The sequence below is a fragment of the Streptomyces sp. NPDC016459 genome, from assembly GCF_040632845.1.
Taxonomy (GTDB): domain Bacteria; phylum Actinomycetota; class Actinomycetes; order Streptomycetales; family Streptomycetaceae; genus Streptomyces.
The window spans coordinates 70,072-96,229 of sequence record NZ_JBEYCR010000016.1; the positions used below are offsets into that span (position 1 = coordinate 70,072).

A 26,158-nucleotide genomic window follows, 5' to 3' on the forward strand; every position below is an offset into this window, starting at 1 on the left:
AGGGTGGATCCCAAGACCCGTAACCGCATCATGGCCGGCGTGCTCGTACTGATGTTCGCGATCATCGCGGTGGCCTCCGTGACCGGCCTGTAGGCGGGGCGCGCGCTGCCCGCCCCCCGCGGGCACCCCCTTGCTTCGAGGCCACTCGAAGCAGTTGGCTGACGTCATGGAGTACACGCAGCTCGGACGCACCGGACTCAAGGTCAGCCGCCTCGTCCTCGGGACGATGAACTTCGGCCCCCAGACGGACGAAGCCACCAGTCACGCCATCATGGACACGGCGCTGGACGTGGGGCTCAACTTCTTCGACACCGCGAACGTGTACGGCTGGGGTGAGAACAAGGGCCGTACCGAGGAGATCGTCGGTTCCTGGTTCGCGAAGGGCGACGGCCGCCGCGACAGGACCGTCATCGCCACCAAGGTGTACGGGAACATGGGCGCCGACGGCGAGGCCTGGCCCAATCACGACAAGCTCTCGGCGCTGAACATCCGCCGGGCCGTCGAAGGCAGCCTCAAGCGCCTCGGCACCGACTACATCGACCTCTACCAGTTCCACCACATCGACCGCTCGACCCCCTTCGAGGAGATCTGGCAGGCGATCGACGTCCTGGTCCAGCAGGGCAAGATCCTCTACGCCGGTTCCTCCAACTTCCCCGGCTACAAGATCGCCCAGGCCAACGAGACCGCCGCCCGGCGCGGCTCCGTCGGCCTCGTCAGCGAGCAGTGCCTCTACAACCTCTACGAGCGGCGCGCCGAGATGGAGGTGATCCCGGCCGCCCAGGAGTACGGCCTCGGGGTCATCCCCTGGTCCCCGCTCCACGGTGGCCTCCTCGGCGGCGTCCTGAAGAAGGAGACCGAGGGCAGGCGGCGCACGGAGGGCCGCGCGGCGGCCACGCTCGCCGACCCGGTGGCGCGGAAGCAGTTCCAGGCGTACGAGGACTTGCTCGACAAGTACGGACTTGAACCGGGCGAGACGGCCCTCGCGTGGCTCCTCACCCGGCCGGGCGTGACGGGTCCGATCGTCGGCCCGCGTACGCCCGAGCAGCTGACGAGCGCGCTGCGCGCCCTGGAGGTGGAGCTGGGTGAGGAGCTCCTGGCCGAGCTCGACGAGATCTTCCCGGGCCCGGGTCCTTCCCCGGAGGCCTTCGCCTGGTGATCCCGTAGGGGTTCAGGGGGCGCCGAGCCAGCTGGTGGCGTCCAGGCGGAACGCCGTCTCCGCGGGGACGACGTTCCGCAGGGACGTCTCGATGTCCCGGACACGGTCCGCGCCGAGGGCCGCGACCCATTCCGCGCGCAGTTCGTCGAAGATCGCGGCCGAGCGGGCGAGGGCCTCGTGGCCGCGCGGGGTGAGGTGGACGAGTTTGCGGCGGGCGTCGTCGGGGTCGTCGGCGCGGTCGGCGTACCCGAGGGCGAGCAGCCGGTCGACGGTCTTGCCCGCGGCCTGCTTGGAGACGCCGAGGTGCCGCCCGATCTCGCTGGCGGTGGCGCCCCGGCCGCCGATGGCCTGCATGGCGAAGCCGTGGGCGGGCCGCAGCTCGGGGTGGCCCTCGGCGGCGAGGCGGGTGTGCAGCCGGTCGATGAGGGTGCGGAAGCCGCCGAAGAGAAGCAGGGGAAGCTCGTAACCCGGCGCCCCGGCCGGACCGCCACCAGGACCGTGGCCGTGGCCGGGACCGTGGCCCGGAGTGCTGCCCGACGCGGTGGCAGGCGCCCCGGCCGGCTCGCTGCTCGAGGCCGGGGCAGGCCCGGCGTCCCGACCGCTGCCCGACACCTCGATCGGGGCGCTTATCCCCTTGCCTCGATCGACAACCTGGTTTACTTTATCTCTCTCGACATGGTCAACCATGTTGTCGATTCTACCCTCTCACCCGGCCCCGCACATCGGAGACGCCTTGTCCCTGGACCTGTCCGCCCGCACCGCCAACGCCGTAGCGCTCCTCAAGGAGTCCCCCGAGACCCTCGACGGCTTCCTGAAGCTCAGCCAGATCTTCGAGTCCACCACCCTCGACCCGCACTCCCGCGAGACGGTGATCCTGATCGTCGCCGCCCGCAACCAGTGCCACCTCTGCGTCGACATGCACGAGGCCAAGATGGCCGCCCTCGGCCCGGCACCCGACCCCGAACGCCTCGACGCCGTAAGGACGTTCACCCTCCAGGTGCTCGCCACCTCCGGCGCCGTCGGCGACGAGGAGCTGGCCGCCTTCCAGGAGGCCGGCTACATCCGCCGCAACGCCCTGGAGGTCGTCCTCGGCATCGGCGCCTACACCCTCTCGACCTTCGCGAACCGCCTCACCCGGGCCGCCTGAGGGGATTCGTATGGGCCGCCCAGGTCCCACGCCCGGTGCATCGCGTCCGCGAAGGCGGCGGCCAGCTTGTGTTCGCCGGCGGGGCCCGGGTGGGTGCCGTCGTAGGTGTCCATGCCGAGGTCGTACGACGCCGGGACCGTCGCGAGCAGGAGTGGCGAGGCAGCCGTGTCCAGGTCGGCGACCGCCTTCGCGAGGAGCTCGTTGAAGCGGGCGCACTCGGCGGCGAAGGGGGCGTCGTACCCGGCGCGCACGTTGGGTATGACCGGCAGGAGGACGGCCCGCACGTGCGGGTTCGCGGTGCGGGCGGCCGCGACGAAGGCCCGTACGTTCTCCTCGGTCTGGTCGCTGTTCGTGTAGAAGCCGAGGTCGATCAGGCCGAGCGAGACGAGCAGCACGTCCGCGCCGGTCGCGGTGACCGTCTCCCCGATCGCGGGCGCCATGTGGAGCCAGCCCTCGCCCCAGCCGGCCAGATGGCGCCGGGCGTGGGCGGGGAAGTCCGGGTCGGCGTAGGCGGCCGAGACGGGGGCGTCGGCGGCGGGGTCGTACAGACCGGTGCGCGGGCCGACGATCTCGTACCCGCCGGGGAGCGTGGACTCCAGGTGCCGCCACATGCGGTACCGCCAGGTCCAGTCGCCGGCGCGTCCGATGGTCATGCTGTCGCCGACGAACAGAAAACGCATGGTCATATCATCGCGGACGCCGTCCCTGACCTGCGACGTGATCCGGGACACGGCCCTGCCCCGGCCGCGTCACGCGTTCAGGAAGGCCTCCACCGTCGCCGCACACTCCTCGGCGTCGTCGTGCCAAGGGAAGTGCCCGGCTCCCGCGAGGACCGCGATCCCGGCCTTCGGGAAGAGATCCGCGTACGCCGCGGCCGTCGGCACCGGCGTGTTCACGTCGCCCTCCCCGGCGACGACCAGCACCGGCCGCCCGAACTCCGCGAACACCGCGCGCGTGGCGGCCGGTTCGTAGACGCCCTCGCCTCCGTGGACCGGTGCGGCCCGCTCGTTGCGCTGCCGCGCCCCGGCCGCGTGCCGTTCCCGCGCGGCCTCGTCCCACGTTCCGTGGAAGAACGGCGTCACCGCCCCGAACGTCTCCGCCGTCCCGCGCCCCGCCGTGACCTCCTGGAGCGCGGCGTACGCGGGCCCGAACCACGGCTCGTCCCGCCGCAGCCGCGCCGCCGCCAGCCGCTCCTCCGGAGCCGTGTCGAGTCCGACGGCCGCCGTGCCCGGGGTGACGAGGACGAGCCGGCCGACGCGGTCGGCGTACCGGGTGACGTACAGCGCGGCCAGGTTCGCGCCCGCCGAGTGCCCGAGGAGATCGATCGTGTCGAGCCCGAGGTGCACCCGCAACGCCTCCACGTCCTCGACGAGCCGGTCGCAACGGTACGAGTCCGGGTCGTCCGGCACCGCCGACGCGCCCGTCCCCCGCAGATCGAGCCGGATCAGCCGTCGGCGCGCGGACAGGCCGCCGAGGTCGCCGAGATAGACGGAGTCCTGGAGCGGCCCGCCGGGCAGACAGATCAACGGCTCCCCGGTCCCGGGACCGGAATCGTGGTAGGCGAGCAGGGTGCCGTCGGGCGCGGGGAAGGTGTGCGCGGAGAAGCCGGGGACCGCGGCGGCGGAGGGAGACATGGGCGCGACCCTGACAGGGCGTCCGGCGCGGGTCAAACGATTTCCGGCCCCCGGGGTCGGAGCCCGCATGCCAGCCGCCCCACCAGCCCCCACACCGACCCCGACGCAGGTCAAGCAGGTTTCAGGGGCAGCCGGCCGGCCCCCCGGGTCCCACTTCGTGGCAGGCTGGGGGACATGCGATCTGCTCTGTGCGCCCTCGGCGCGGCGGTGGCCCTGGTGCTGCTCCCGGCCGGTCATGCCCGTGCCGAAGGGCCGGAGCCCGACCGGGACTTCACGATCGAGGACTCCCGCGTCACCGAGTCCAGCGGCATCGCCGCGAGCCGGGCCCACCCCGGGATCTACTGGACGCACAACGACCAGGACGCGCCCCTGATCTACGGCATCGACTCCCGTACGGGAAAGACGGTCGCGACCCTGACCCTGCGGGGTGTCGGCACCCCCCGGGACATGGAGGCCATCGCGGTCGGCCCGGACGGGGACCTCTACGTCGGAGACATCGGCGACAACCTCGACGGCACCTGGGACCACGTCTGGATCTACCGCTTCCCCGAACCGAAGGTCCTGAAGGACCAGAAGGTGGCGGCCCGCCAGTACGTCGTGAAGTACGCCGACGGGGCGCGCAACGCCGAGGCGCTGATGGTGCACCCGAAGACCGGCCGGGTGTACATCGCCAGCAAGAACGAGGAGGGCGGCGGCCTGTACGCGGGCCCCGAGAAGCTCTCCTCGTCGGGGACGAACGTGTTCCGGCGTATCGGCGAGGTCCCGTGGGTGACCGACGGCGCCTTCTCCCCGGACGGCGACCGGCTCATGCTGCGCGGCTACTTCAGCGCCAGGGAGTACGTCTGGAAGAACGGCCGTCCGGACGGCGAAAGCACCTCCGTCGGGGCCCCCTTCCAGGGGCAGGCGGAGTCGGTGACGTACACGACGGACGGCTCGGCGTTCATGTTCGGCTCCGAGGGGCAGGGCAGCAGGGTCGTCCGGGTGGACCGGCAGGAGACCGCGCCGCGCCCCTCGGACAATCCGGCGGACACCCCGGGCGCGCCGACGTCCCCGCAGTCGCCGGCCGCCGGCGGGGAGGGCGGTAGCGCCACGGTGGGCTTCCTCGTCCTCGCGGGCGCCTTCGTGCTCGTCTTCGGCGTCAAGCGCCTTCTTCGCCGCGGCTGACGGAGTCCTCTCCCTGCCGACCGGGCGCGGTCGAGGTCGCGGGTCGAGACTGGAAGGAGACCGGACAGGCCGACAGGCCGGGGACGAGCCGTGGAGGAACCATGACCGGATTCACTCGCGAGGACACCCCCGTCGCCATGGAGGGCGGCGGCGTGGACTTCCGTACGCAGGTGGCCGGGGGCGACATGAGCGTCGCCTTCATCCACCTCCCCAAGGGCACCGACATGGCCCCGGCGCTCAAGGGTCTGGAAGGCGACCTGTGCCAGTGCCCCCACTGGGGGTACCTCCTGAACGGCCGGATCAGGATGCGGACCGCTGCCGGCGAGGAGATCTACGAGGCCGGGCAGGCCTACTACTGGGGCCCGGGCCACGCCCCCGAGGCGCTTGAGGACACCGACGTCGTGGAGTTCTCGCCGACGGCCGAGTTCACGGCGGTCATCGACCACGTGAAGGCGCAGTCGGGCTGAGCCGCGCCGGACACGGCGGAGGGCCCGGCATCGGTCGTGTCCGACGCCGGGCCCTGCGTACGACAGGGTGTTACAGCTTCTCGATCACGTAGTCGACACAGGCCGTGAGCGCGCGCACGTCCGCCGGGTCGACCGCAGGGAACATCGCGATCCGCAGCTGGTTGCGGCCGAGCTTGCGGTACGGCTCGGTGTCCACGATCCCGTTCGCGCGCAGCACCTTGGCGACCGCCGCCGCGTCGATGTCGTCCGCGAAGTCGATCGTGCCGATGACCTGCGAGCGCTTCGCCGCGTCCGTGACGAACGGCGACGCGTACTTGGACTCCTCGGCCCAGCCGTACAGCGCGTCCGAGGACTCCTTCGTCCGGGCCACGGCCCAGTCCAGACCGCCCTGGCCGTTGATCCACTTCAGCTGCTCGTTGAGCAGGAAGAGGGTCGAGAGCGCGGGCGTGTTGTACGTCTGGTTCTTCAGCGAGTTGTCGATCGCCGTCGGCAGCGAGAAGAACTCGGGGACGTGCCGGCCCGACTCGTGGATCTTCTTCGCCCGCTCCAGGGCCGCCGGGGAGAACGCGGCGAGCCACAGGCCGCCGTCGGCCGCGAAGGACTTCTGCGGGGCGAAGTAGTAGACGTCCGTCTCGGTGATGTCGACCGGGAGGCCGCCCGCACCGGAGGTCGCGTCGACCAGGACGAGCGCGCCCTCGTCGGCGCCCGCGACCCGCTCGATCGGCGCGGCGACACCGGTGGAGGTCTCGTTGTGGGTGTACGCGTAGACGTCGACGCCCGCCTCTGCCACCGGCTCCGGGTGGGTGCCCGGGTCGGAGGAGATCACGGTCGGCTCCGCCAGCCACGGGGCCAGCTTCGCGGCCTTCGCGAACTTGGAGGAGAACTCGCCGAAGGTGAGGTGCTGCGACTTGTTCTCGATGAGACCGTGGGTGGCGATGTCCCAGAAGGCGGTGGAGCCGCCGTTGCCCAGGATCACCTCGTAGCCCTCGGGGAGCGAGAAGAGGTCGCGGATGCCGGTACGAACCTCGCCGACCAGGTTCTTGACCGGAGCCTGGCGGTGGGACGTGCCGAGGAGAGAGGTGCCGGTGGCGGCCAGGGCGTCCAGCGCCTCCGTACGCACCTTGGAGGGGCCCGCGCCGAAACGGCCGTCGGCGGGCTTGATGTCAGCGGGAATCTCGATATCAGCCACGAGGCGGAGAGTATCGGGTCGGGAAGGGGCCGGTCGCCGGATGTCCGCCCGATGAGACGAGCACTGAGACATCCTGGGACTGTGGGAACACACGAGGAACACCCGTCCGGCCTCGCCTCCGACCTGCGCGCCGCCGTCGCGGGAGATGTCGACTTCTCGACCACCGCCAGGGCTCTGACCTCGATGGACGCCTCCAACTACCGGCGTGTTCCGGTCGGCACGGTCGCGCCGCGCGACGTCGGCGACGTCGCCGCCGTCCTGGAGGTGTGCCGCGCGCACGGGACCCCGGTCGTGGCGCGCGGCGGGGGGACGTCCATCGGCGGCCAGGCCACCGGCACCGGCGTCGTGCTCGACCTCACACGGCACATGAACCGCCTGGTCTCCCTGGACCCGCAGGAGCGGACGGCCGTCGTCCAGCCGGGGCTCGTCCTCGACCGGCTGCGGGAGGCGGCACGGCCGTACGGCCTGACCTTCGGACCCGACCCGTCCACGCACAGCCGCTGCACCCTCGGCGGCATGATCGGCAACAACGCCTGCGGGGCGCATTCGGTCGCCTGGGGGACCACGGCGGACAACGTGCGCTCGCTGGATGTGGTGACGTCCCGGGGCGCGCGGTTGACGCTCGGGCGGGACGGGCGGGGCGCGCCGCCCGGACTCCTCGACCTCGTCGGCGGCAATCTCGCCCTGCTGCGGACCGGTTACCCCGAGGGCCTGCCGCGCAGGATCTCCGGCTACGCGCTCGACGCGCTGCTTCCCGAGCGGGGCGTGGACGTGGCCCGCTCGTTCTGCGGCAGCGAGGGCACGCTCGGAGTGCTGACGCAGGCGACGGTACGGCTCGTCCCGCTGCCGGAGGAACCGGTGCTCGTCGTCCTCGGGTACGCCGACGAGAGCGCGGCGGCCGAGGCGGCGGCGGGGCTCCTCGAGTACGGCCCGCTGACGGTCGAGGGCATGGCGGCCGATCTCGTACGGGGCGCGGAAGGGCTGCCGAGGGGCGGGGCGTGGCTGTTCTGCGAGGTCGACGGGGCGGGGGCGGCCCGGCGCCTGGTGCGGGCGGCCGACGCGCTCGACGCGGCCCTGGTGCGGGACCCGGCCGGGCAGCGGGCGCTGTGGCGGATCCGGGAGGACGCGGCGGGCACGGCGACGCGACTGCCCGGGGGTGAGGCCTGGCCGGGCTGGGAGGACTGCGCGGTGCCACCGGCCCGACTCGGCGCGTACCTGAGGGAGTTCCGCGCGCTCCTTGCCGATTTCGGTCTCCGGGGAATCCCGTACGGGCACTTCGGCGACGGCTGCGTCCACGTCCGGATCGACTTCGACCTGTGGACGGAGAAGGGCGTACGGGAGTTCCGCCGCTTCTCGGAGGCGGTGGCGGACCTGGTGGTCGCCCACGGCGGCTCGCTCTCCGGGGAGCACGGCGACGGCAAGGCACGGGCCGAACTGCTGCCGAGGATGTACGGGGCGGGGCTCGTCGGCCTGTTCGGTGCCGTGAAGGACGTGTGGGACCCGGACGGGGGCCTGAACCCGGGGATGCTCGTGAGGCCGGAGCCGCTGGACTCCGGGCTCCGCTTCACCGGGCTTCCGGTGGTGGGGGTGGGGAGGGCCGCCGCCCGGTGCGTGGGGGTCGCCAAGTGCCGGGTGGAGGGCCCGAGTTCCGGGCCGGGGGTGATGTGCCCGTCGTTCCGGGCGACGGGGGAGGAGAAGCACTCCACCCGAGGGCGGGCGCGGCTGCTGCACGAGATGGCGCTCGGCGAGGTCGTCACCGACGGCTGGCGCTCGGCGGAGGTGCGGGAGGCGCTCGACCTGTGCCTGTCCTGCAAGGGCTGCCGCAGCGACTGCCCGGTGGGCGTCGACATGGCCGCGTACAAGGCGGAGTTCCTGGACCGGCACTACGCGGGCCCGGTCGGCTTCCTGCGGCGGCCGCGCTCCCACTGGACGATGGGCGGGCTGCCGCGCTGGCTCGATGTCTTCGGGCGGGCGCTGAACCCGGTGATGGGGCTGCCGTTCGCGGCGAGGCTGGCGGGGGTGACCCCGGAGCGGGCGATGCCGCGCGTGGCGGAACGGTCCTTCACGTCATGGTTCGCGGACCGGGAGTCGACCCGCCGGGCGGACCTGACGCTGGGGCCGGACAAGGACCGGGAGCCGACCCGTCGGCCGGACCTGACGCTGTGGCCGGACACGTTCACGAATCACCTGGCCCCGGAGGTGGGCAGGGCGGCGGTCCGGGTCCTGGAGGCGGCGGGACTGGGAGTGGCGCTGCCACCGGGCCGGGTCTGCTGCGGGCTCACGTACGTGTCGACGGGGCGGCTGGGGGCGGCGCGGCGGGTGATGCGGCGGATGCTGGACGTTTTGGAGGGCGGTGAGGGCGCTGTGAGGGGCGAGGGCGCCGAGGGGCTTGCGAGGGTCACGGGGGGCGTGAGACCGGTGGTGGTCCTGGAGCCGTCGTGCGCGGCGACCCTCCGGTCCGACCTGCCGGAACTGCTGCCCGACGACCCGAGGGCGGCGCGTGTCGCCGCGTCGGTCCGGACGTTCGCGGAGGCCCTCGAGACGCTGGCGCCGGACTGGGACCCGCCGCGTCTGGACCGACCCGTCACCGGCCAGACGCACTGCCACCAGCACGCGGTCCTGGGCGACGCCGCGGACCGCCGGCTCAGGGAGCGGGCGGGACTGACGGGGGAGCTGGCGGGAGGCTGCTGCGGCCTCGCGGGCAACTTCGGCTTCGAACCGGGTCACTACGAGGTGTCGGTGGCATGCGCGGAGGACCAGCTGCTCCCGGCACTGCGCGCCGCCCCGGCGGAGGCGGCGGTCCTGGCGGACGGCTTCTCGTGCAGGACGCAGATGGGGGACGTGGGGGGCGTCCGGGGGCGGCACCTGGCGGAGGTGCTGGGGGAGGGGCTGGGGGGCTCTGACGTACCGGGGTGATTCCGCGCGGGGCGGTCGGCGGTTCCGGGGGACGTACGGAGCTCGTCACCTCGTGTGACCGGCCCGCTGTCGATATCCGGTGGCGGGCGCTGCTGCCGGTGGTGAGGATCGCGGGATGAACATCTTCCTGGAGACCGACCGGCTCGTGCTGCGCGCTTTCACCGAGGCCGACGTCGACCATCTGGTCGCACTGGACGGTGACCCGGACGTCATGCGCTTCATCACCGGCGGCCGGCCCACGAGCCGCGAGGTGATCCAGGACCGGACCCTGCCCCGGCTCCTCCACACGTACCCGTGCTTCGGGATCCCCGGCTACTGGGCCGGGCAGGAGAAGACCACCGGGGCCTTCCTGGGCTGGTTCGAATTCCGCCCCCTGGACGACGACAGCCCCGCCGTGGTGGAACTCGGCTACCGGCTGAACAAGGCGGCCTGGGGCAGCGGCTACGCCACCGAGGGATCACGGGCCCTGATCCGCAGGGGATTCACGGACCTCGGCGTGGAGCGGGTGACCGCGAACACGATGACGGTCAACGCGGGATCCCGGCGCGTGATGGAGAAGGCGGGCCTGTCGTTCCTCCGCAGCTTCACCGGCGACTGGCCGGAGGCGATCGAGGGCTCGGAGCACGGCGAAGTCGAGTACGAACTCACCCGAAGCGAGTGGCTTCGACGCTCGGAGGAGTCAGGGCGGCCGCAGCGGAGGCCATGAGTGGTCACCTTGCCGGCGTGGAGGGGCGCGTGGTCGTGCGGGGGCGCGGGAGGAGTCCCTCACCTACGGCATCCTCCGCGAGTGCGGGACGCGCTCAGCGCCCGCTGACGATCTCCCGGGCCATCGCCACCAGTGCGCCGGTGGCCGGGTGCGGGAACGCGTCGCGCCAGGCCAGGACCACCGGGAGCGGAGGCGCGTCGGAGAGCGGGCGGTAGGTGACGCCCGGGTGGGGGTGCAGGGCGGCCGTGGAGGCGGAGGAGACGCCGACGCCCCGGCCGGCGGCGATCGCGGTGAGCCAGTCGTCGGTGTTGGCGACGGTGACGGTGGTCGCCGGGCGGGTGGCGGGCGGCCAGAGCGTGAGGGTGGTCGTACCGGAGACGGTGTTGAGGACGACGGTGCCGTCGGCGAGGTCGTGGAGGGTGAGCCGTGGCCGGTCGGCGAGAGGGCTGTCGGAGGGTACGGCCGCGACGCGTTCCTCCGTGGTGAGTTCCTCGGTGGCGAGGCCGGGCGCGTCGACGGGGCCCCGGAGCAGGGCCGCGTCGACCTCGCCGCGGGTGAGGCCGGCGGTGCGGTCGTCGATGCGGAGGAGTTCGAGCGGGGTCTCGGGGTGCTCGCGCTGCCAGCGTCGGAGCAGAGGCGTCGTGGAGGGGCCGAACGCCGACCAGGCGTGGCCGAGGCGCAGCGGCCGGTGGCCGAGTCCGGCCGGGTCGACGGCGGCATCGAACGCGGCGAGGGCGGCCCCGGCCCGGTCCTGGAAGGCGCGGCCCTCGGCGGTGAGGGCGACACGGTGGGTGGAGCGGTCGACGAGCCGGGCGCCGAGGTGCTGTTCGAGGGCGGCGAGGGTGCGGGAGACGGCGGGCTGGGTGAGATGGAGCCGGGCGGCCGCTCTGGTGAGGCTGGTCTCCTCGGCGATGGCGAGGAAGCAGCGGAGGTGGCGCAGCTCGATGCTCATGCGTCCGGAGCATAACCGCAGCGCAATCGGCATTTCCGGTGCCGCGCGGAGGCTCGTAGCGTGGGAGGGGAGGGAGAGGTTCCGAAATCGGTAGTGCATTACTCTGCACTGCGAGTACAGTCTGTTAAACCTGTTGGGGTTCGGTTGAACCCCGTTGTGCGTGCGGTGCGGTGTGGAGGAGCGGTCGGTGGACAGTCCGGTGAAGGAAGCGGCCCCGGTGGCGGCGGCCGTCGGTGCGGAGCCGATCGGCGGTCCCGCGCGGGGGGCGGCGGGTCACCGGCTCGGCCCCGTGGCGCTCGTCGTCGCGGGCGGGCTGTCCGTACAGTTCGGCTCCGCCGTCGCCGTCCTGCTCATGCCGCGCGCGGGCGCACTCGGGGTCGTCACGCTGCGGCTCCTGCTGGCCGCGGCCGTCCTGCTGATCGTGTGCAGGCCCAAGGTCCGCGGCTACGGGCGGGCGGACTGGGGGACGATCGTCGCCTTCGGCGCCGCGATGGCGGGCATGAACATCCTCTTCTACCAGTCCGTCGACCGGATCCCGCTGGGCGCCGCGGTGACGCTGGAGGTGCTCGGCCCGCTGATCCTCTCCGTGATCGCCTCGCGCCGGCTGGTGAACCTGCTCTGGGCCGGGCTGGCCCTCGGCGGCGTCGTCCTCCTCGGCGGCGGCGGCTTCGACCGCCTCGATCCGCTCGGTGCGGGCTTCGCGCTCGCGGCAGGAGCGATGTGGGCGACGTACATCGTCTTCAGCGCGCGTACGGGCCGACGCTTCCCGCAGGCGGACGGGCTGGCGCTCGCGATGGCGTTCGCCGCCGTCCTCAGCCTGCCGTTCGGCATCGTGGAGGCCGGCGGCAGACTGCTCGTACCGTCGACGATCGGCCTCGGCCTCGTCGTCGCCCTGATGTCCTCGGTCCTGCCGTACACCCTGGAACTCCTCGCCCTGCGCCGCCTGCCCGCCCCCACCTTCGCGATCCTGATGAGCCTGGAACCGGCCATCGCGGCAGCCGCCGGCTTCCTCGTCCTCGGCCAGGCCCTGGCCGCACTCGACGCCCTCGCGATCGCCCTCGTCATAGCGGCGAGCATCGGGGCGGTCCGGACGCAGGTCAGGAGCGGCGCGTAGTTCCCGTACCGGCGGGCGCGGCACGTCCGGGCCCTGTGGCCGCCTCAGCCCGTCGGGCGCGGCGTCGGAGGCGGTCACGGGCGGCAGCGCCCGCCCGGGACCCTCGGGAGGAATGCCGGCTCGGCTCACCGGCCGGTGACCGGCACCTCCCATGACCGGGGGCGGGGGAGCGCCAGCCACTCGTCCCGGAGCAGGGCCAGTACCGCGACGTCGTAGCGGCGGCCCCGGTGCATGCAGGAGGAGCGGCGCACCCCTTCCTGGACGAACCCGGCCCGGGCGAGGACGCCGAGAGCCGCGGTGTTGGTCGTGTGGGTGACGGCCTGGACGCGGTGCATGGGGAGTTCACCGAAGGCGAGGTCGACCAGCGCGTCCACCGCGTCCGGGCCGTAGCCCCGGCCCCGGTGGTCGGGGTCCAGCATCAGCATGATCTCGGCCGTACCGTCGACCAGGTCCTGATCGATCAGAGCGGTGTGACCGATCGGGGTGCCGTCGGGGAGGAGGACGAGGAAGTCGTCACGGTCGTGGTCGTCGCGGTCACGCTCGATGCGGTCGCGTACGGCGGACAGGGAACGCGGCCACATGCCGATCTCGTGGGCGGTCACCGGATCGACGCGTCAGGCGTGCACCAGCTCCGCGTCGTCGACGTCGAGCGACGCGAAGGCGACGGTCCTTCCGCGCCAGCACACTTCCCGGCCCGGTCCCGTGTCCCCCGCCCCGGGGGCCTCCCCGGCGACCCGCTCCGCCACCGCTTCCGCTGTGTCCTCGACCATGGGCGGATGCTACGGGCCACGGGAAACGACCGGCCAGCCAATTCCGGTCCCGTACCGAGGTCCCCGAGGGCGTGTCCGGAGGGTCAGGGCCGGGTCCCGGTCTCCCGGGCGGCCCTAGGATCCGGCGCATGATCGCTGAACTGCAGTGCGTCGTGATCGACTGCCCCGCACCTCGCGAACTCGCCGAGTTCTACGCTTCGGTGCTCGGCGGAGAGGTCGACCGGCCGGACCGCCGCTGGTCCCTCGACGCGGCCTGGTCCACCCTGCACACGCCCGGCGGCCTCGTCCTCTGCTTCCAGGGCGTCCCCGACCACCGCCCGCCGACGTGGCCGGACCCGGAGCGCCCCCAGCAGTTCCACCTGGACTTCGGCGTCGCGGACCTGGACGCGGCCCAGGAGCAGGTCCTCGCCCGGGGCGCGACCGTCCTCGACGAGGGGGACGGCAGGAGGGGCTGGCGCGTGTACGCGGACCCGGCGGGCCATCCGTTCTGCCTGGTCGGGTGACGCGGAGGCTTCGCTCGACGCTTGGGCCGCGCGAGGCGAAAATGGCCCGGGTGACAGCATCGCGCATGGTCGTACAGCTCGTCTGGGTACGTCCGGGACCGCAGCGGCGAGGGCGAGCGCCAGGACGGCGCGTAACCCCGCCCGCGCGCCCTACGGGGAAGGGCGCGCGAACGGGGCGATCACGGGTCGGTCCTCGCTACCGAGCCCGAACGGCGTCGGGAATCCGGGCGCGAGCAAGTGAAGCCGGCGGCAGCAGCCACTCACGGCCACCACCTTCGGGCCTCACGAACGCCATGCGTTGCCTGCGGCGCCGGCCCGGCAACTCGGCGGGGTCTTCCCAGTCGGGGATCACGTCACGCAGGATGCCTACCCGTCCCGAGCCGTCTTCCACGGGCTTGCCGATGTCCCTGTGCGTGATCAACGGAACGCCTCAGCGGGCAGAGCGCGGGCGCTGCCGTCCCCTTCGGTGTCGCTCGGTCCGGGCAGGCGCAGTCCCCGGCTCTCCGCGACCCGCAGCACGTCGGTGAGGCAGTCGGCGAGACGGACCCCGGCGTACCGCACGTCCGTGTACGTGGACAGGGAGTCGCCCAGAACCTCGCCGGCTTCCTTGAGTACGTCCTCGGCCATGGCTAGCTGCGCGGCCTCCATGTCGTCGGCAAGCCGGGAGACGTACCCGCCCGCGCGGCCTGTGCTCAGCAAGCACGACCTGCCGTCGTCAGTCGTCCACGGCAGCAATCGCGGCCTGTGCTCCGCGGCCACGTCGGCAAGGTCATGCCGCCGCCCTCGGTCGCCGTCGGTACTCCGCATTGTTTCGGCCCCCTCTTGCCGCTGGTTCGGTAAGAGGGACGGTAGGAGCGCGCAGTACCCCGAGCCACGTGCGAGGAGAGGTAGTCCGGTAGGCGCACGCGCCCCACTACTCCCCCTCGGAGTAGTTACCCGCTGATCCCGAGATGAGCCGCCATGCTGCGCATGTCCTCCGTCAACGTCCGCTTCCGTGTCTTCAACACGTCTTCCATCACGTGCCACGCCATCGGCTGATGAGTCAGCCAGACACCGGCGGTCGCGCGGAGCTGGACAAGCTCGTCCATGGCGTCCTGATGAGACCCGAGAACGACATGCGCGCGGGCCACATCGAGTCGATGACGGCCCCAGTTGTTCGTACTCAGCCGGCCGAAGTCCCTGACGGCTCCGGCACTCAGGGGGCCTTCGTCGGCACGTCGGAGGACGCCGCGCGCATCCCCCACGAGGGCAAGGTCCTCAATGGCCTTCGCCTCAGCCGTCACGGGTCCGAACGCGCTCCAATGCGAGGGGAACGCCATGTGTTCGCGCTCCAGTGCGCCGCCGGCGGTGGCCGCCATCCGGCGGGCGTGCTTCGCGACGTCCTGTCGGTTGTTCCTCTGAGCGGCAGCGGCGACCCTGAGCCACAGCTCGCCCCACACCGCGAGCCGTGCGGGTGTCGCCTCGGACATGCGCGGCTCGATCTCCGTCGCCGTCTGCGCCGCGAGCTGTTCGCTCTCGTCGAATCGGTCCTGCCGGAGCAGCAGCCAGCACAGGCCGACGACACCCGTCGCCGCCAACTGGGTGTGGCCGGTCTCGCGAGCGAGCCGGATGGCCTCTGCGAGCGCGTAATACGCCATGTCGTACTGGCGGACCTGCGTGAGGTACTTGCCCGTGAGTAACAGCGCGTGACCGCGAGCGATCGTGGCCTGCTGACGTTCTTCACCCTCAAGGGACGCCACGGCAGCCTCGGAGCTCCGGAGCAACGAGGGCAGACGCTTCGCGACGGCGTCGTACCGGTCGGCCTGATAGAGCGCGTGCCCATCCTGTACGCCTTGGCGGATGACCGATGGGGCCTCGGCTTCCGCGGGCTCCGACAGGGGGGCGGCGAGCCCCAGGGGAGGCATGAGAGCCCGCCTCAGCTCAGCCAGGTGGCGACGGTTCGCCTCGTCCCGTGTGCCTACGACGGACTGAGGCGCCTCACTGGAGAACAGGGCAGAAGTCGAAACCTCCAGCGCCCCGGCGAGGGAGGCGAGGGTATCCATGCTGACATGTCCGCCTTGCTCCACCTTGCGAACGGTGCTGAGCGAGAGGCGAGCCGCTTCGGCCAGCCCCTCTTGGCTCAGCCCGACCGTTCGACGGTACTTCCTGACGTTGTCTGCCAACCCTGCGGACATCGGCCCTCACCTCGTATCCAGAGTAGGGCCCTGCGCTGACCGGCCAAGGCTGATCAGTCATGGTCGGCCTGCACGGTGACGGTCCCCACCCCGCCGAACAACCATCGCCTGTCGATCCCGTGTTGAGCCTGAACCACCCCGGCGCTCTGCTCCAGCGCTACTACCCGCACACCGACCTGGCCGGACGCGCCTCGCACCGACGACCTCCAAGCACACGTCAGACGTGCCGTCGTCGTTTTGGCTCGAAGCAGCCGAGAGTCAGCCCGTCGTGCGGATGGCCATAGCGTCACACTTGCACACCCTGTTTTGTACACATACAGCCCGTGACGGGTGGGCCCGGAGAGCCATAGGCTTGACCCGTGATCAGCGCGATATGGGGCGGGGGCGCCGAAGCCCTTCCCCGGCGAAGTCCCGGTGACGGCCCTTGAACTCGCCCTAGCTGGTGGCGATCTGGCTGATCTCATCCCGGGCAGCTCACTTCGCGGCATAGCTACGGTCATCCGCGTCGTGGCGTCGTGTCCTTTCTTCTCTTCCGGTGGCATCGCGCAACGGCGCGCGACGGGAGCCGGAGGATGCACCAACCGAACGGCCTGAAGATCAGTGAGAGGACTCCGAACGGTGACTAGGACTCGCAACGTTGACAGGGACACGCAACGCCCGCTTCCGCAGTTCGAACTCCGTGTCGGCGGGCTGCATGTGACCGTCCAGCGCATCCCCGGATGGCTCGTCGCCCTGGTCACCACGGCCACGGGGGCGGTAGGGACGTGGTGGGCCCAGCAGTAGTCCCGGAGTCCTCGCCCCGAGGTGCCGAGGTGCCGAGGTGCCGAGGTGCCTACGGGCCGGCGGGCTGGCAGGCCCGGCTCTGCGTTCCACCCGGTCAGGCGACGCTGACCCGATTCCGTTGATCTTTGGCCGTCCGGGGTGTGGAGGGTGCTCGGGGCGGGTGCGGACCATGGGGCGTTCGTTCGCAGTCGTACGAGGGAGGGGGGCCGACCGTGGCTCTGGAGATGTGGGACCGGTGTGAGCGGTGCGAGACGGCGGCCCTGGTGGCTGACGGGCCCGCGCGGATCTGTTCGTACGAGTGCAGCTTCTGCGTTCCGTGCGCCGATGCCATGGCGGGGGTCTGCCCCAACTGCGGTGGCGAGTTGGTGGCTCGGCCGCGACGCGTCGTCGCGTCCTGAGGTGAGCGTGAGGAGGGGCCGGCGGTTCTCGGCGTAGTGCTCTGCTGCCGCAGCGGGCGCGTCCGGCCGGGCCCCTCCCGTCCCCACGGCGCTAGGACCGAGTTCCTGACGGCGACCGCGACGGTGGTGGCCTCGGCTTGGCCTCGGGGCACGCCGGATTTTCTCAAGCAAGCACGCTTGATTGTTTCTGGGGTCGCTGCCATGCTCCTCGGCGAAGGCCCGTGACCGTGAACGCCCGTCCCCCGAGGGGAGCGCACCGTGTCCGACCCCGTCGCCGTGCTGGACGACCTGCGCGACGAGAGTGCCCAACTCGACCTGATGGTGAGCAGGTTGACGCCGGAGATGTGGGCTGCGCCCACCCCCGCGCCCGGCTGGACCCTCGCCCATCAGATCGCGCACCTCGCCTGGACCGACCGTGCCGCCCTCCTCGCCGCCACCGACGCCGACGCCTTCGCCGCCGAGACCGCCAAGGCGCTCGCCGCGCCCGACCGCTTCGTCGACGAGGGCGCCGAGGAGGGCGCGAAGCTGCCCCCCGCCGAACTGCTCGCCCGCTGGCGCGAGGGCCGCGAGAAGCTCCAGGAAGCCCTGCGCGCGGTGCCGCCCGGCGTGCGTTTCCCCTGGTACGGGCCGCCGATGAGCGCCCCCGCCATGGCCACGGCCCGGCTCATGGAGACCTGGGCGCACGGCCAGGACGTCGCCGACGCCCTCGGGGTCGTCCGCGAACCCACCGCCCGCCTCCGCCACGTCGCCTGGATCGGCCACCGCGCCCGGGACTACGCCTTCCTGGTGCGGGGCCTCCCCGCCCCCGCCGAACCCTTCCGGGTCGAACTCCGTGCCGCCGACGGGACGGTGTGGTCGTACGGCCCCGAGGGCGCCGCCCAGAAGGTCACCGGACCCGCCCTCGACTTCTGCCTGCTCGTCACCCAGCGCACCCACCGCGCCGACACCGCCCTGGTGGCGGACGGCCCCGACGCCGAGCAGTGGCTCACCATCGCCCAGGCTTTCGCGGGGCCGGCGGGTACGGGGCGGACTCCGGCGGCGGGCCCGGACCGGGCCCCGACTGACGCCGACCGGACCCCGACCGGGGCGAGCGGGCCCCCGGCGCCCGCCGCCGGCCCCGGGACCGCCCCCACCCCGGCGCCCGGCACCAGCCCCGCCCCTACTCCGGCGCCCGCCGCCGACCCCGGGCCCGCCCCGACGACCGCCCCCGAGGGGGCCTGATGGTCCTCCGTGTCGGGAACGCCTCCGGTTTCTACGGCGACCGGTTCGACGCCGTCCGCGAGATGCTCACCGGTGGTGAACTCGACGTCCTCACCGGCGACTACCTCGCCGAGCTGACCATGCTGATCCTCGGCCGCGACCAGCTCAAGGACCCGGCCACCGGATACGCGAAGACCTTCCTGCGCCAGATGGAGGAAGGCCTCGGACTCGCCCATGAGCGCGGGGTCCGGATCGTCGCCAACGCGGGCGGACTCAACCCCGCCGGGCTCGCCGAGGCCCTGCGCGCCCTCGCCGTGAAGCTCGGCCTGCCGACCCGGATCGCCCACGTCGAGGGCGACCGGCTGCCCGCCACCGACGGCGTCCTCGCCGCCAACGCCTACCTCGGCGGCGCCGGCATCGCCGCCTGTCTCGCCGCCGGCGCCGACGTCGTCGTCACCGGCCGGGTCACCGACGCCGCCCTCGTCACCGGGCCCGCGCAGTGGCACTTCGGCTGGGGGCCGCAGGAGTACGACAGACTCGCCGGCGCGGTCGTCGCCGGGCACGTCCTGGAGTGCGGGGCCCAGGCCACCGGGGGCAACTACGCCTTCTTCCGCGACCACGACCCGGAGGTCCTCCGCCGCCCCGGCTTCCCGGTCGCCGAGCTCCACGCGGACGGTAGCGCCGTCATCACCAAGCACCCCGGCACCGGCGGCCTCGTCGACGTCGGCACGGTCACGGCGCAGCTCCTGTACGAGACGGCCGGCGCCCGCTACCCCGGCCCCGACGTGACCGCCCGGCTCGACACCGTCCGCCTCACCCCGGACGGCCCCGACCGGGTCCGGATCGACGGCGTACGGGGCGAGGTGCCGCCCCCGACGCTCAAGGTCGGGCTCAGCAGGCTCGGCGGCTTCCGCAACGAGGTGGTGTTCGTCCTCACCGGCCTCGACATCGAGGCCAAGGCCCGACTGGTCCGCGACCAGGTCGAGGACGCCCTCGCCAAGGCCCGCCCCACGGACGTCCGTTGGGAGCTGGTCCGCACCGACCGACCCGACGCCGGCACCGAGGAGACCGCGAGCGCGCTGCTGCGGCTCGTCGTCCGCGACCCCCGCCCCGAGGCCGTCGGCCGGGCCCTGACCGGCGCGGCCGTCGAACTGGCCCTGGCGAGCTACCCCGGCTTCCACGTCACCGCCACACCCGGAAGGGGCGCCCCCTACGGCGTCTTCGCGACCTCGTACGTACCGGCCGCCGCCGTCCCGCACACGGCCGTCCTCCCGGACGGCGGCCGCGTGTCGGTCCCCCCGCCCGCGCACATCCGGGCACTGGAACCCGTACCCGAACCGGACCTTCCCGATCCGCTTCCCGAAGGGCCCGCCCGGCGGGTCCCCCTCGGCCGGGTCGCCGGGGCACGCAGCGGCGACAAGGGCGGCGACGCCAACGTCGGCGTCTGGGTCCGTACGGAGGAGGAGTGGCGCTGGCTGGTCCACGCCCTCACCGTCGACAAGCTCAGGGAACTCCTTCCGGAGACGGCCGCCCTGGCAGTCACCCGGCACGTCCTCCCGCACCTCCGCGCGCTCAACTTCACCGTCGCGGGAATCCTCGGCGAGGGCGTCGCCTCCCAGGCCCGCTTCGACCCCCAGGCCAAGGCCCTCGGCGAATGGCTCCGCTCCCGCGAGCTCGACGTACCGGCAGGGCTCCTGTGACCCCCGTACCCGGGCGGCTGCCGTGACCCCGTACCCCCGACAACCCCCCGGAGGGACCCCGTGACCGTCCTCGCCTCCGCCCTCGACACCGGCGGGACCGAGTACCGGAGCAACCGCGCCGCCATGCTCGACAAACTGGCCGCCCTCGACGCCGAGCACGCCAAGGCCCTCGCGGGCGGCGGTGAGAAGTACACCGCCCGGCACCGCAAGCGCGGCAAGATGCTCGCCCGTGAGCGGGTCGAGCTGCTCCTCGACCCCGACACCCCCTTCCTGGAGCTGTCACCGCTCGCCGCCTGGGGCAGCGACTACACCGTAGGGGCCTCCCTGATCACCGGGATCGGGGTCGTCGAGGGCGTCGAGTGCCTGATCACCGCCAACGACCCCACCGTGCGGGGCGGCGCCTCCAACCCGTGGACGCTGAAGAAGGCCCTGCGGGCCAACGAGATCGCGTTCGCGAACCGGCTGCCGGTCATCTCGCTCGTGGAGTCCGGTGGCGCCGACCTGCCGTCCCAGAAGGAGATCTTCATCCCCGGCGGGGCGCTCTTCCGCGACCTCACCCGCCTCTCCGCCGCCGGCATTCCCACGGTCGCGGTCGTCTTCGGCAACTCCACGGCCGGTGGCGCGTACGTCCCCGGGATGTCCGACCACACCGTGATGATCAAGGAGCGCTCGAAGGTGTTCCTCGGCGGGCCGCCGCTGGTGAGGATGGCGACGGGGGAGGAGAGCGACGACGAGTCCCTCGGCGGCGCGGAGATGCACGCCCGTACGTCCGGGCTCGCCGACCACTACGCCGTCGACGAGACCGACGCGATCCGCCAGGCCCGCCGGATCGTCGCCCGCCTCAACCACCGCAAGGCCCATCCCGATCCGTCCGGCCGGACAGGCCGGACCGGGGGGCAGGACCTCGCCGCGCCCCCGACGTACGACGAGGACGAGCTCCTCGGGATCGTCCCGGGCGACCTCAGGACGCCGTTCGACCCGCGTGAGGTGATCGCCCGGATCGTCGACGGCTCCGACTTCGACGAGTTCAAGCCGCTCTACGGGCCGAGCCTGGTGACGGGCTGGGCGAGCCTCCACGGCTACCCCGTCGGCGTCCTCGCCAACGCCCAGGGCGTCCTCTTCGGCCCCGAGTCGCAGAAGGCGGCGCAGTTCATCCAGCTCGCCAACCAGCGGGACGTCCCGCTGGTCTTCCTCCACAACACCACCGGCTACATGGTGGGCAGGGAGTACGAGCAGGGCGGCATCATCAAGCACGGCGCGATGATGATCAACGCGGTGTCGAACTCCCGCGTCCCCCACCTGTCCGTCCTCATGGGGGCCAGTTACGGCGCCGGGCACTACGGCATGTGCGGCCGGGCCTACGACCCCCGCTTCCTGTTCGCCTGGCCGAGCGCCAAGTCCGCCGTGATGGGCCCGCAGCAGCTCGCCGGCGTCCTGTCCATCGTGGCGAGGGCGAGCGCCGCCGCCAAGGGCCGGCCCTACGACGAGGAGGCCGACGCCGGTCTGCGCGCGCTCGTCGAGGCGCAGATCGAGTCCGAGTCCCTGCCGATGTTCCTCTCGGGACGGCTCTACGACGACGGGGTCATCGACCCCCGCGACACCCGCACGGTCCTCGGACTGTGCCTCTCCGCGATCCACACGGCACCGGTCGAGGGCGCGCACGGCGGCTTCGGCGTCTTCCGAATGTGAGGCCCCAGATGACCTCGGTGATGTCCACCGTCCTTGTCGCCAACCGGGGCGAGATCGCCTGCCGGGTCTTCCGCACCTGCCGTGACCTCGGCATCTCCACCGTCGCGGTCCACTCGGACGCGGACGCCGACGCCCTACACGTCCGCGAGGCCGACGCGGCGGTACGGCTGCCGGGGGCGGCGCCGTCGGACACGTACCTGCGGGGCGACCTGGTGGTGAAGGCGGCGCTCGCGGCGGGCGCGGACGCCGTCCACCCCGGCTACGGCTTCCTCTCCGAGAACGCCGGGTTCGCGCGGGCCGTGATCGACGCGGGCCTGGTGTGGATCGGCCCGCCGCCGGAGGCGATCGAGGCGATGGCCTCGAAGACCCGGGCGAAGGAACTCCTCGGGATCGCCCCGCTCACCGAGGTCACCGAGGCGGACCTGCCCGTCCTGGTGAAGGCGGCGGCGGGCGGCGGCGGTCGGGGCATGCGGATCGTCCGCGAACTCGACGACCTGGACGGCGCGTTGCGGGCGGCGTCCGCCGAGGCCGAGAGCGCGTTCGGGGACGGCGAGGTGTTCGTCGAGCCGTACGTGGAGAACGGGCGGCACGTCGAGGTGCAGGTCCTCGCGGACGCGCACGGCGGCGTCTGGGCGCTCGGCACCCGCGACTGCTCGCTCCAGCGCCGCCACCAGAAGGTGGTCGAGGAGTCCCCGGCGCCCGGCCTGCCCGCCACGCTCGAAGCCTCCCTCCTGGAGTCGGCCGTCAGGGCGGCGAAGGCCGTCGGCTACGTCGGCGCGGGTACGGTCGAGTTCCTCGTCGCCGACGGCCGGGCGCACTTCCTGGAGATGAACACCCGCCTCCAGGTCGAGCACCCGGTGACCGAGGAGGTGTACGGGGTCGACCTCGTCGCCCTCCAGATCGCGGTCGCGGAGGGCCGCGCCCTGCCCCCCGAGCCGCCGGTCCCGCACGGCCACGCGATCGAGGCCCGTCTCTACGCGGAGGACCCGGCGCGGGACTGGGCACCGCAGACGGGTGTCCTGCACCGCTTCGACATCCCCGGAGGCGGTCCCTACGGCGTCTCCCGGGAGGGGCGGCTGCGGGTCGACACGGGGTACGTCTCCGGGGACACCATCGGTGTCCACTACGACCCGATGCTCGCCAAGGTCGTCGCCCACGCCCCGACCCGCGCCGAAGCGGCCCGCAAGCTCGCCCACGCCCTCGAACGCGCGGTGCTCCACGGGCCGGTCACCAACAGGGACCTGCTGGTCGCCTCCCTGCGGCACCCCGAGTTCCTGGACGCCGACCTGCTCGACACCGGGTTCTACGGGCGGAACCCGGACGTCCTGGCCCACCCCCGGGACGGCGAGGCGCACGCCGCCGTCGCCGCCGCGCTCGCGGACGCCGCCGGGAACACCGGCAGGTTCGGCGGCGGCTGGCGCAACCTCCCCTCGCAGGACCAGATCAAGACGTACGGGGAGCACGAGGTCCGCTACCGGCCGACCCGGGGCGGCGGCTACGAGGTCACGGCACCCGTCGGGGTACGGGTCGTGAGCGCCGCCCCCGACCGCGTACGCCTCGACGTGGGCGGAGTCGTACGGGACGTCGAGGTCACCCGGTACGGCGACACCGTCCACGCGGGCCCCCACCGGCTGACCGCCCGGCCCCGCTTCCCCGACCCGACCACCGCCCAGGAGCCGGGCTCCCTGCTCGCGCCCATGCCCGGCACCGTCGTCCGGGTCGCGGACGGTCTCGCCGTCGGCGACCGGGTCGCGGCGGGGCAGCCGCTGCTGTGGCTGGAGGCCATGAAGATGGAGCACCGCGTCACCGCCCCCGCCTCCGGAACGCTCACCGCACTCCACGCCACCCCCGGCCGCCAGGTCGAGGTCGGCGCCCTGCTCGCCGTCGTACAGGCCCCCGAGCAAACACCCGTGGAGGCACCCGAGCGGACGCCCGCGGAGGCACCCGATCAGGCGCCGGCACAGGCACCCGTACAGACAGACGCCCCGACCGAAGCTCAGGAGGACCAGACCGTATGAGCACCATGATCGAGAGTGAAGAGCTCACCGCGCTCCGCGCCGCCGTCTCCGCGCTCGGCCGGCGCCACGGTCCCGGTTTCGACCGGGCGGCCCTGTGGGCGGAGGCGGGCAAGCTCGGCTACCTCGGGGTGAACCTGCCCGAGGAGTACGGGGGCGGGGGCGGCGGCATGGCCGAGCTGTCGGTCGTCCTGGAGGAGGCGGGGGCCGCCGGCGCGCCGCTCCTCATGATGGTGGTGTCGCCCGCGATCTGCGGCACGGTCATCGCCCGCTTCGGCACGGAGGAGCAGAAGCGGGCCTGGCTGCCGGGCCTCGCGGACGGTACGAGGACGATGGCGTTCGGCATCACGGAGCCGGACGCGGGCTCCAACTCGCACCGCATCACGACCACGGCGACCCGCACCGAGGACGGCTGGGTCCTGAGCGGCCGGAAGGTGTTCGTGTCGGGCGTCGACATCGCCGACGCGACCCTCATCGTGGGCCGCACGTCCGACGCCCGCACGGGCACCCTCAAGCCCTGCCTCTTCGTCGTCCCGCGCGACGCCCCCGGCTTCCGGCGGCGGCACATCGAGATGGAACTCGACGCGAACGAGAAGCAGTTCGAGCTGACCCTCGACGACGTCCACCTGCCGGCCGACGCGCTCGTCGGCGACGAGGACGCGGGCCTGCTCCAGCTCTTCGCGGGGCTCAACCCGGAGCGGATCATGACGGCCGCGTTCGCGATCGGCATGGGCCGGTACGCCCTCGCGAAGGCCGTGACGTACGCGAAGGAGCGCCAGGTCTGGAAGGCCCCGATCGGCGCCCACCAGGCCATCGCGCACCCGCTGGCCCAGGCGCACATCGAGCTGGAGCTGGCGCGCCTGATGATGGCGAAGGCGGCGCGGCTGTACGACGCGGGTGACGACGTCGGGGCGGGCGAGGCCGCGAACATGGCCAAGTACGCGGCGGCCGAGGCCTGCGTGAAGGCCGTCGACACCTCCGTGCACACCCTCGGCGGGAACGGCCTCACCAAGGAGTTCGGCCTCGCCCGCCTGATCACGGCGTCCCGGGTGGCCCGGATCGCCCCGGTCAGCCGGGAGATGATCCTGAACTACGTCTCGGCCCACTCCCTGGGGCTGCCCAAGTCGTACTGAACCCGTTCGAGCCGGGGGTCCTCCCGCTTGTCGGGCAGGGCGGCGACCTCCTCGATCCAGCGGTTCACGTCCGCCTCGAAGTCCCGCTGCCCGACCTCGTGGTGGGCGGCCGCGTACCGCTCGTAGGGCGGCTTCCTCGCCCACTCCTTCTGGTGCAGGGCCGCCTTGCGGACGTAGATCTCGGCCCCGACCGGGTTGGTGACGAAGGTGACCTCCAGGTGCTGCGGCCGGGGGAGGCCCTGCACGGCCAGGGTGTCGACGAGGCGGAAGCTCTGCCGCTCGGAGAGCTGGCGCTCGGCGCGCGGGATGTGCCCCAGGGGGTCGATCTGCGCACTGCCGCAGGAGTACCCGGCGGCGGCGAAGGCGTCGAGGACGGCTTCGTGCAGCGGGGTCGCCGCGATGTGCAGGGGGTCGCTGTCGGTACGGTCCTCGATGCCCTCGGACTCGACCTCCGTGTACGCGGCCAGGCGGACCCCTTCCACCCGTTCCCCGTGCACCTCGGACACCGGCGTCTCCCACTTCAGCCGGTACCGGAGGGGTATCCGTACCTCCTCGCCCTTCCCGACGGTGAACGCGCCGCCCGGATAGGCGATCCCGAACACGTCGCCCGACTCCGTGTCGACCTCGGTGTCCTTGCCGAGGGCGGGGGAGGCGTTGACGACGAGCTTCACCTTGACGTCCCGCACCCGCACCTCCCGGTCCGGCGCGCGCAGCACGACCTCGCCCCGCAGCATCCCGCCCGGCTGTACCGGCTCGTCCGCGATGACCGTGTCGACCACCAGCGGGATCGAGGGCCCACCCTTGTTCTTGCTGCCCAGCAGTCTCTTGAACACCATGGGGGGAGGCTAGCCGTCCACGCTCCGGCGGTGGAGCCGGCCCGTTGCCGAGGGGCTCACGAGGCGGCCTTGGCGCAGTGTGAGGTCAATTCCGTAAGCACGGCCCCCACTTGTGAACCTCCTGTGTACGATCCTCGTCACCTCACCCACTTCACCCCCCTCACCGGCTTCACCGCCTTCACCACCCTCACCGCCTTCGCCGCCTTCCGGGAGACGCACGTGTACCCGCCCCCGCACGCCCACTCGTACACCCCGCCGCCCCCGCCCGTCCGGCGCTGGTGGCAGCATTCCGCCCTGATCATCGTGCTGCTGGTGTTCATCCCCCCGGCGGGCATAGCCCTGGTCTGGCTGAGCCGCTGGAGCGGGACGAAGAAGATCGTCGCGACCGTCCTGGCCACCCTGTGGTTCCTGTTGATCCTCTTCAGCGACCCGCCGAAGGAAGACGCCGAGGCGGACCCGAAGCCGGCGCCGACGGCCCCGGTGTCCCCCACGACCGCCCCGCCGACCACGGC

The 26,158-nt window shown here is 72.7% G+C and carries 24 protein-coding genes; 14 read left to right on the plus strand and 10 right to left on the minus strand.

Translation table 11 applies throughout. The features are described from left to right. Positions 1–166 precede the first annotated feature (166 nt). On the plus strand, positions 167–1,156 hold the full coding sequence (locus tag ABZ567_RS28030) for an aldo/keto reductase (RefSeq protein ID WP_360794754.1): 990 nt from the start codon (positions 167–169) through the stop codon (positions 1,154–1,156). 12 nt (positions 1,157–1,168) lie between these two features. Here the strand turns inward: ABZ567_RS28030 and ABZ567_RS28035 are convergent, their stop codons facing one another. Then, positions 1,169–1,609, minus strand: a complete 441-nt coding sequence (locus ABZ567_RS28035; RefSeq protein ID WP_360794870.1) for a MarR family winged helix-turn-helix transcriptional regulator — start codon at positions 1,607–1,609, stop codon at positions 1,169–1,171. 280 nt (positions 1,610–1,889) lie between these two features. On the opposite strand from ABZ567_RS28035, the gene ABZ567_RS28040 reads away from it, so the two are divergent. Continuing rightward, on the plus strand, positions 1,890–2,303 hold the full coding sequence (locus tag ABZ567_RS28040) for a carboxymuconolactone decarboxylase (protein ID WP_360794757.1): 414 nt from the start codon (positions 1,890–1,892) through the stop codon (positions 2,301–2,303). On the opposite strand, the gene ABZ567_RS28045 is transcribed toward ABZ567_RS28040, so the two are convergent. Both ABZ567_RS28045 and ABZ567_RS28050 read right to left on the minus strand, forming a co-directional pair. Beyond that, on the minus strand, positions 2,258–2,983 hold the full coding sequence (locus ABZ567_RS28045) for a GDSL-type esterase/lipase family protein (protein WP_360794760.1): 726 nt from the start codon (positions 2,981–2,983) through the stop codon (positions 2,258–2,260). The genes ABZ567_RS28040 and ABZ567_RS28045 overlap by 46 nt on opposite strands. A 69-nt stretch (positions 2,984–3,052) precedes the next feature. Next, on the minus strand, positions 3,053–3,937 hold the full coding sequence (locus ABZ567_RS28050; RefSeq protein WP_360794763.1) for an alpha/beta hydrolase: 885 nt from the start codon (positions 3,935–3,937) through the stop codon (positions 3,053–3,055). Positions 3,938–4,111: 174 nt separating this feature from the next. Between ABZ567_RS28050 and ABZ567_RS28055 the strand changes: the two genes are divergently transcribed. Together ABZ567_RS28055 and ABZ567_RS28060 are read left to right on the plus strand one after the other, a co-directional pair. Next, the gene (locus ABZ567_RS28055) at positions 4,112–5,101 is read left to right on the plus strand and encodes a WD40 repeat domain-containing protein (RefSeq protein WP_360794766.1); all 990 of its coding nucleotides are present in this window, start codon (positions 4,112–4,114) and stop codon (positions 5,099–5,101) included. A 101-nt stretch (positions 5,102–5,202) separates the two neighbouring features. After that, on the plus strand, positions 5,203–5,568 hold the full coding sequence (locus ABZ567_RS28060) for a hypothetical protein (protein ID WP_360794769.1): 366 nt from the start codon (positions 5,203–5,205) through the stop codon (positions 5,566–5,568). Positions 5,569–5,638: 70 nt separating this feature from the next. On the opposite strand, the gene serC is transcribed toward ABZ567_RS28060, so the two are convergent. Beyond that, complete coding sequence (gene serC, locus ABZ567_RS28065) at positions 5,639–6,757, minus strand: phosphoserine transaminase (protein WP_360794773.1); 1,119 nt, start codon at positions 6,755–6,757, stop codon at positions 5,639–5,641. 51 nt (positions 6,758–6,808) lie between these two features. Between serC and ABZ567_RS28070 the strand changes: the two genes are divergently transcribed. Then, a complete protein-coding gene (locus ABZ567_RS28070; RefSeq protein ID WP_360794776.1) occupies positions 6,809–9,673 on the plus strand; it encodes an FAD-binding and (Fe-S)-binding domain-containing protein in 2,865 nt (954 codons plus the stop codon). Positions 9,674–9,788: 115 nt separating this feature from the next. After that, positions 9,789–10,379 (plus strand): GNAT family N-acetyltransferase, encoded by a 591-nt coding sequence (locus ABZ567_RS28075; RefSeq protein ID WP_360794779.1) that lies wholly within the window; start codon positions 9,789–9,791, stop codon positions 10,377–10,379. Positions 10,380–10,473: 94 nt separating this feature from the next. Here the strand turns inward: ABZ567_RS28075 and ABZ567_RS28080 are convergent, their stop codons facing one another. After that, positions 10,474–11,331 (minus strand): LysR family transcriptional regulator, encoded by an 858-nt coding sequence (locus tag ABZ567_RS28080; protein WP_360794782.1) that lies wholly within the window; start codon positions 11,329–11,331, stop codon positions 10,474–10,476. Positions 11,332–11,575: 244 nt separating this feature from the next. On the opposite strand from ABZ567_RS28080, the gene ABZ567_RS28085 reads away from it, so the two are divergent. Next, positions 11,576–12,445, plus strand: coding sequence for an EamA family transporter (locus ABZ567_RS28085; RefSeq protein ID WP_360794873.1), 870 nt, complete (start codon positions 11,576–11,578; stop codon positions 12,443–12,445). 125 nt (positions 12,446–12,570) lie between these two features. Here the strand turns inward: ABZ567_RS28085 and ABZ567_RS28090 are convergent, their stop codons facing one another. Both ABZ567_RS28090 and ABZ567_RS28095 read right to left on the minus strand, forming a co-directional pair. Then, on the minus strand, positions 12,571–13,047 hold the full coding sequence (locus tag ABZ567_RS28090) for a GNAT family protein (RefSeq protein WP_360794785.1): 477 nt from the start codon (positions 13,045–13,047) through the stop codon (positions 12,571–12,573). Positions 13,048–13,059: 12 nt separating this feature from the next. Then, entirely contained in the window at positions 13,060–13,215 is a 156-nt protein-coding gene (locus tag ABZ567_RS28095) for a hypothetical protein (protein ID WP_360794788.1), read from the minus strand. A gap of 128 nt (positions 13,216–13,343) precedes the next feature. On the opposite strand from ABZ567_RS28095, the gene ABZ567_RS28100 reads away from it, so the two are divergent. Further along, on the plus strand, positions 13,344–13,718 hold the full coding sequence (locus tag ABZ567_RS28100; RefSeq protein ID WP_360794791.1) for a VOC family protein: 375 nt from the start codon (positions 13,344–13,346) through the stop codon (positions 13,716–13,718). A 417-nt stretch (positions 13,719–14,135) separates the two neighbouring features. On the opposite strand, the gene ABZ567_RS28105 is transcribed toward ABZ567_RS28100, so the two are convergent. Both ABZ567_RS28105 and ABZ567_RS28110 read right to left on the minus strand, forming a co-directional pair. Beyond that, a complete protein-coding gene (locus tag ABZ567_RS28105) occupies positions 14,136–14,417 on the minus strand; it encodes a hypothetical protein (RefSeq protein WP_360794794.1) in 282 nt (93 codons plus the stop codon). 233 nt (positions 14,418–14,650) lie between these two features. Then, positions 14,651–15,892, minus strand: a complete 1,242-nt coding sequence (locus tag ABZ567_RS28110; RefSeq protein ID WP_360794797.1) for a helix-turn-helix transcriptional regulator — start codon at positions 15,890–15,892, stop codon at positions 14,651–14,653. Between the two features lie 995 nt (positions 15,893–16,887). Here ABZ567_RS28110 and ABZ567_RS28115 point away from each other — a divergent pair. The 6 genes from ABZ567_RS28115 to ABZ567_RS28140 all read left to right on the plus strand — a co-directional run bounded on the left by ABZ567_RS28115 (position 16,888) and on the right by ABZ567_RS28140 (position 24,810). Beyond that, positions 16,888–17,073 (plus strand): DUF1272 domain-containing protein, encoded by a 186-nt coding sequence (locus ABZ567_RS28115; RefSeq protein WP_360794799.1) that lies wholly within the window; start codon positions 16,888–16,890, stop codon positions 17,071–17,073. Between the two features lie 258 nt (positions 17,074–17,331). Continuing rightward, positions 17,332–18,294 carry a TIGR03084 family metal-binding protein gene (locus ABZ567_RS28120; protein WP_360794801.1) on the plus strand — a complete coding sequence of 321 codons (963 nt, stop codon included), beginning with the start codon at positions 17,332–17,334 and terminating at the stop codon, positions 18,292–18,294. Continuing rightward, a complete protein-coding gene (locus tag ABZ567_RS28125; protein WP_360794804.1) occupies positions 18,294–19,973 on the plus strand; it encodes an acyclic terpene utilization AtuA family protein in 1,680 nt (559 codons plus the stop codon). Before ABZ567_RS28120 ends, ABZ567_RS28125 begins: the two co-directional genes overlap by 1 nt. 60 nt (positions 19,974–20,033) lie before the next feature. Beyond that, positions 20,034–21,662: a carboxyl transferase domain-containing protein gene (locus tag ABZ567_RS28130; RefSeq protein ID WP_360794807.1), complete on the plus strand. Its 1,629-nt coding sequence runs from the start codon at positions 20,034–20,036 to the stop codon at positions 21,660–21,662. Between the two features lie 17 nt (positions 21,663–21,679). Then, entirely contained in the window at positions 21,680–23,680 is a 2,001-nt protein-coding gene (locus tag ABZ567_RS28135) for a biotin carboxylase N-terminal domain-containing protein (RefSeq protein ID WP_360794876.1), read from the plus strand. Next, the gene (locus ABZ567_RS28140) at positions 23,677–24,810 is read left to right on the plus strand and encodes an acyl-CoA dehydrogenase family protein (RefSeq protein ID WP_360794810.1); all 1,134 of its coding nucleotides are present in this window, start codon (positions 23,677–23,679) and stop codon (positions 24,808–24,810) included. Before ABZ567_RS28135 ends, ABZ567_RS28140 begins: the two co-directional genes overlap by 4 nt. Here ABZ567_RS28140 and ABZ567_RS28145 read toward each other — a convergent pair. Further along, positions 24,768–25,646, minus strand: coding sequence for a sporulation protein (locus ABZ567_RS28145; protein WP_360794813.1), 879 nt, complete (start codon positions 25,644–25,646; stop codon positions 24,768–24,770). The genes ABZ567_RS28140 and ABZ567_RS28145 overlap by 43 nt on opposite strands. Between the last annotated feature and the right edge of the window lie 512 nt (positions 25,647–26,158).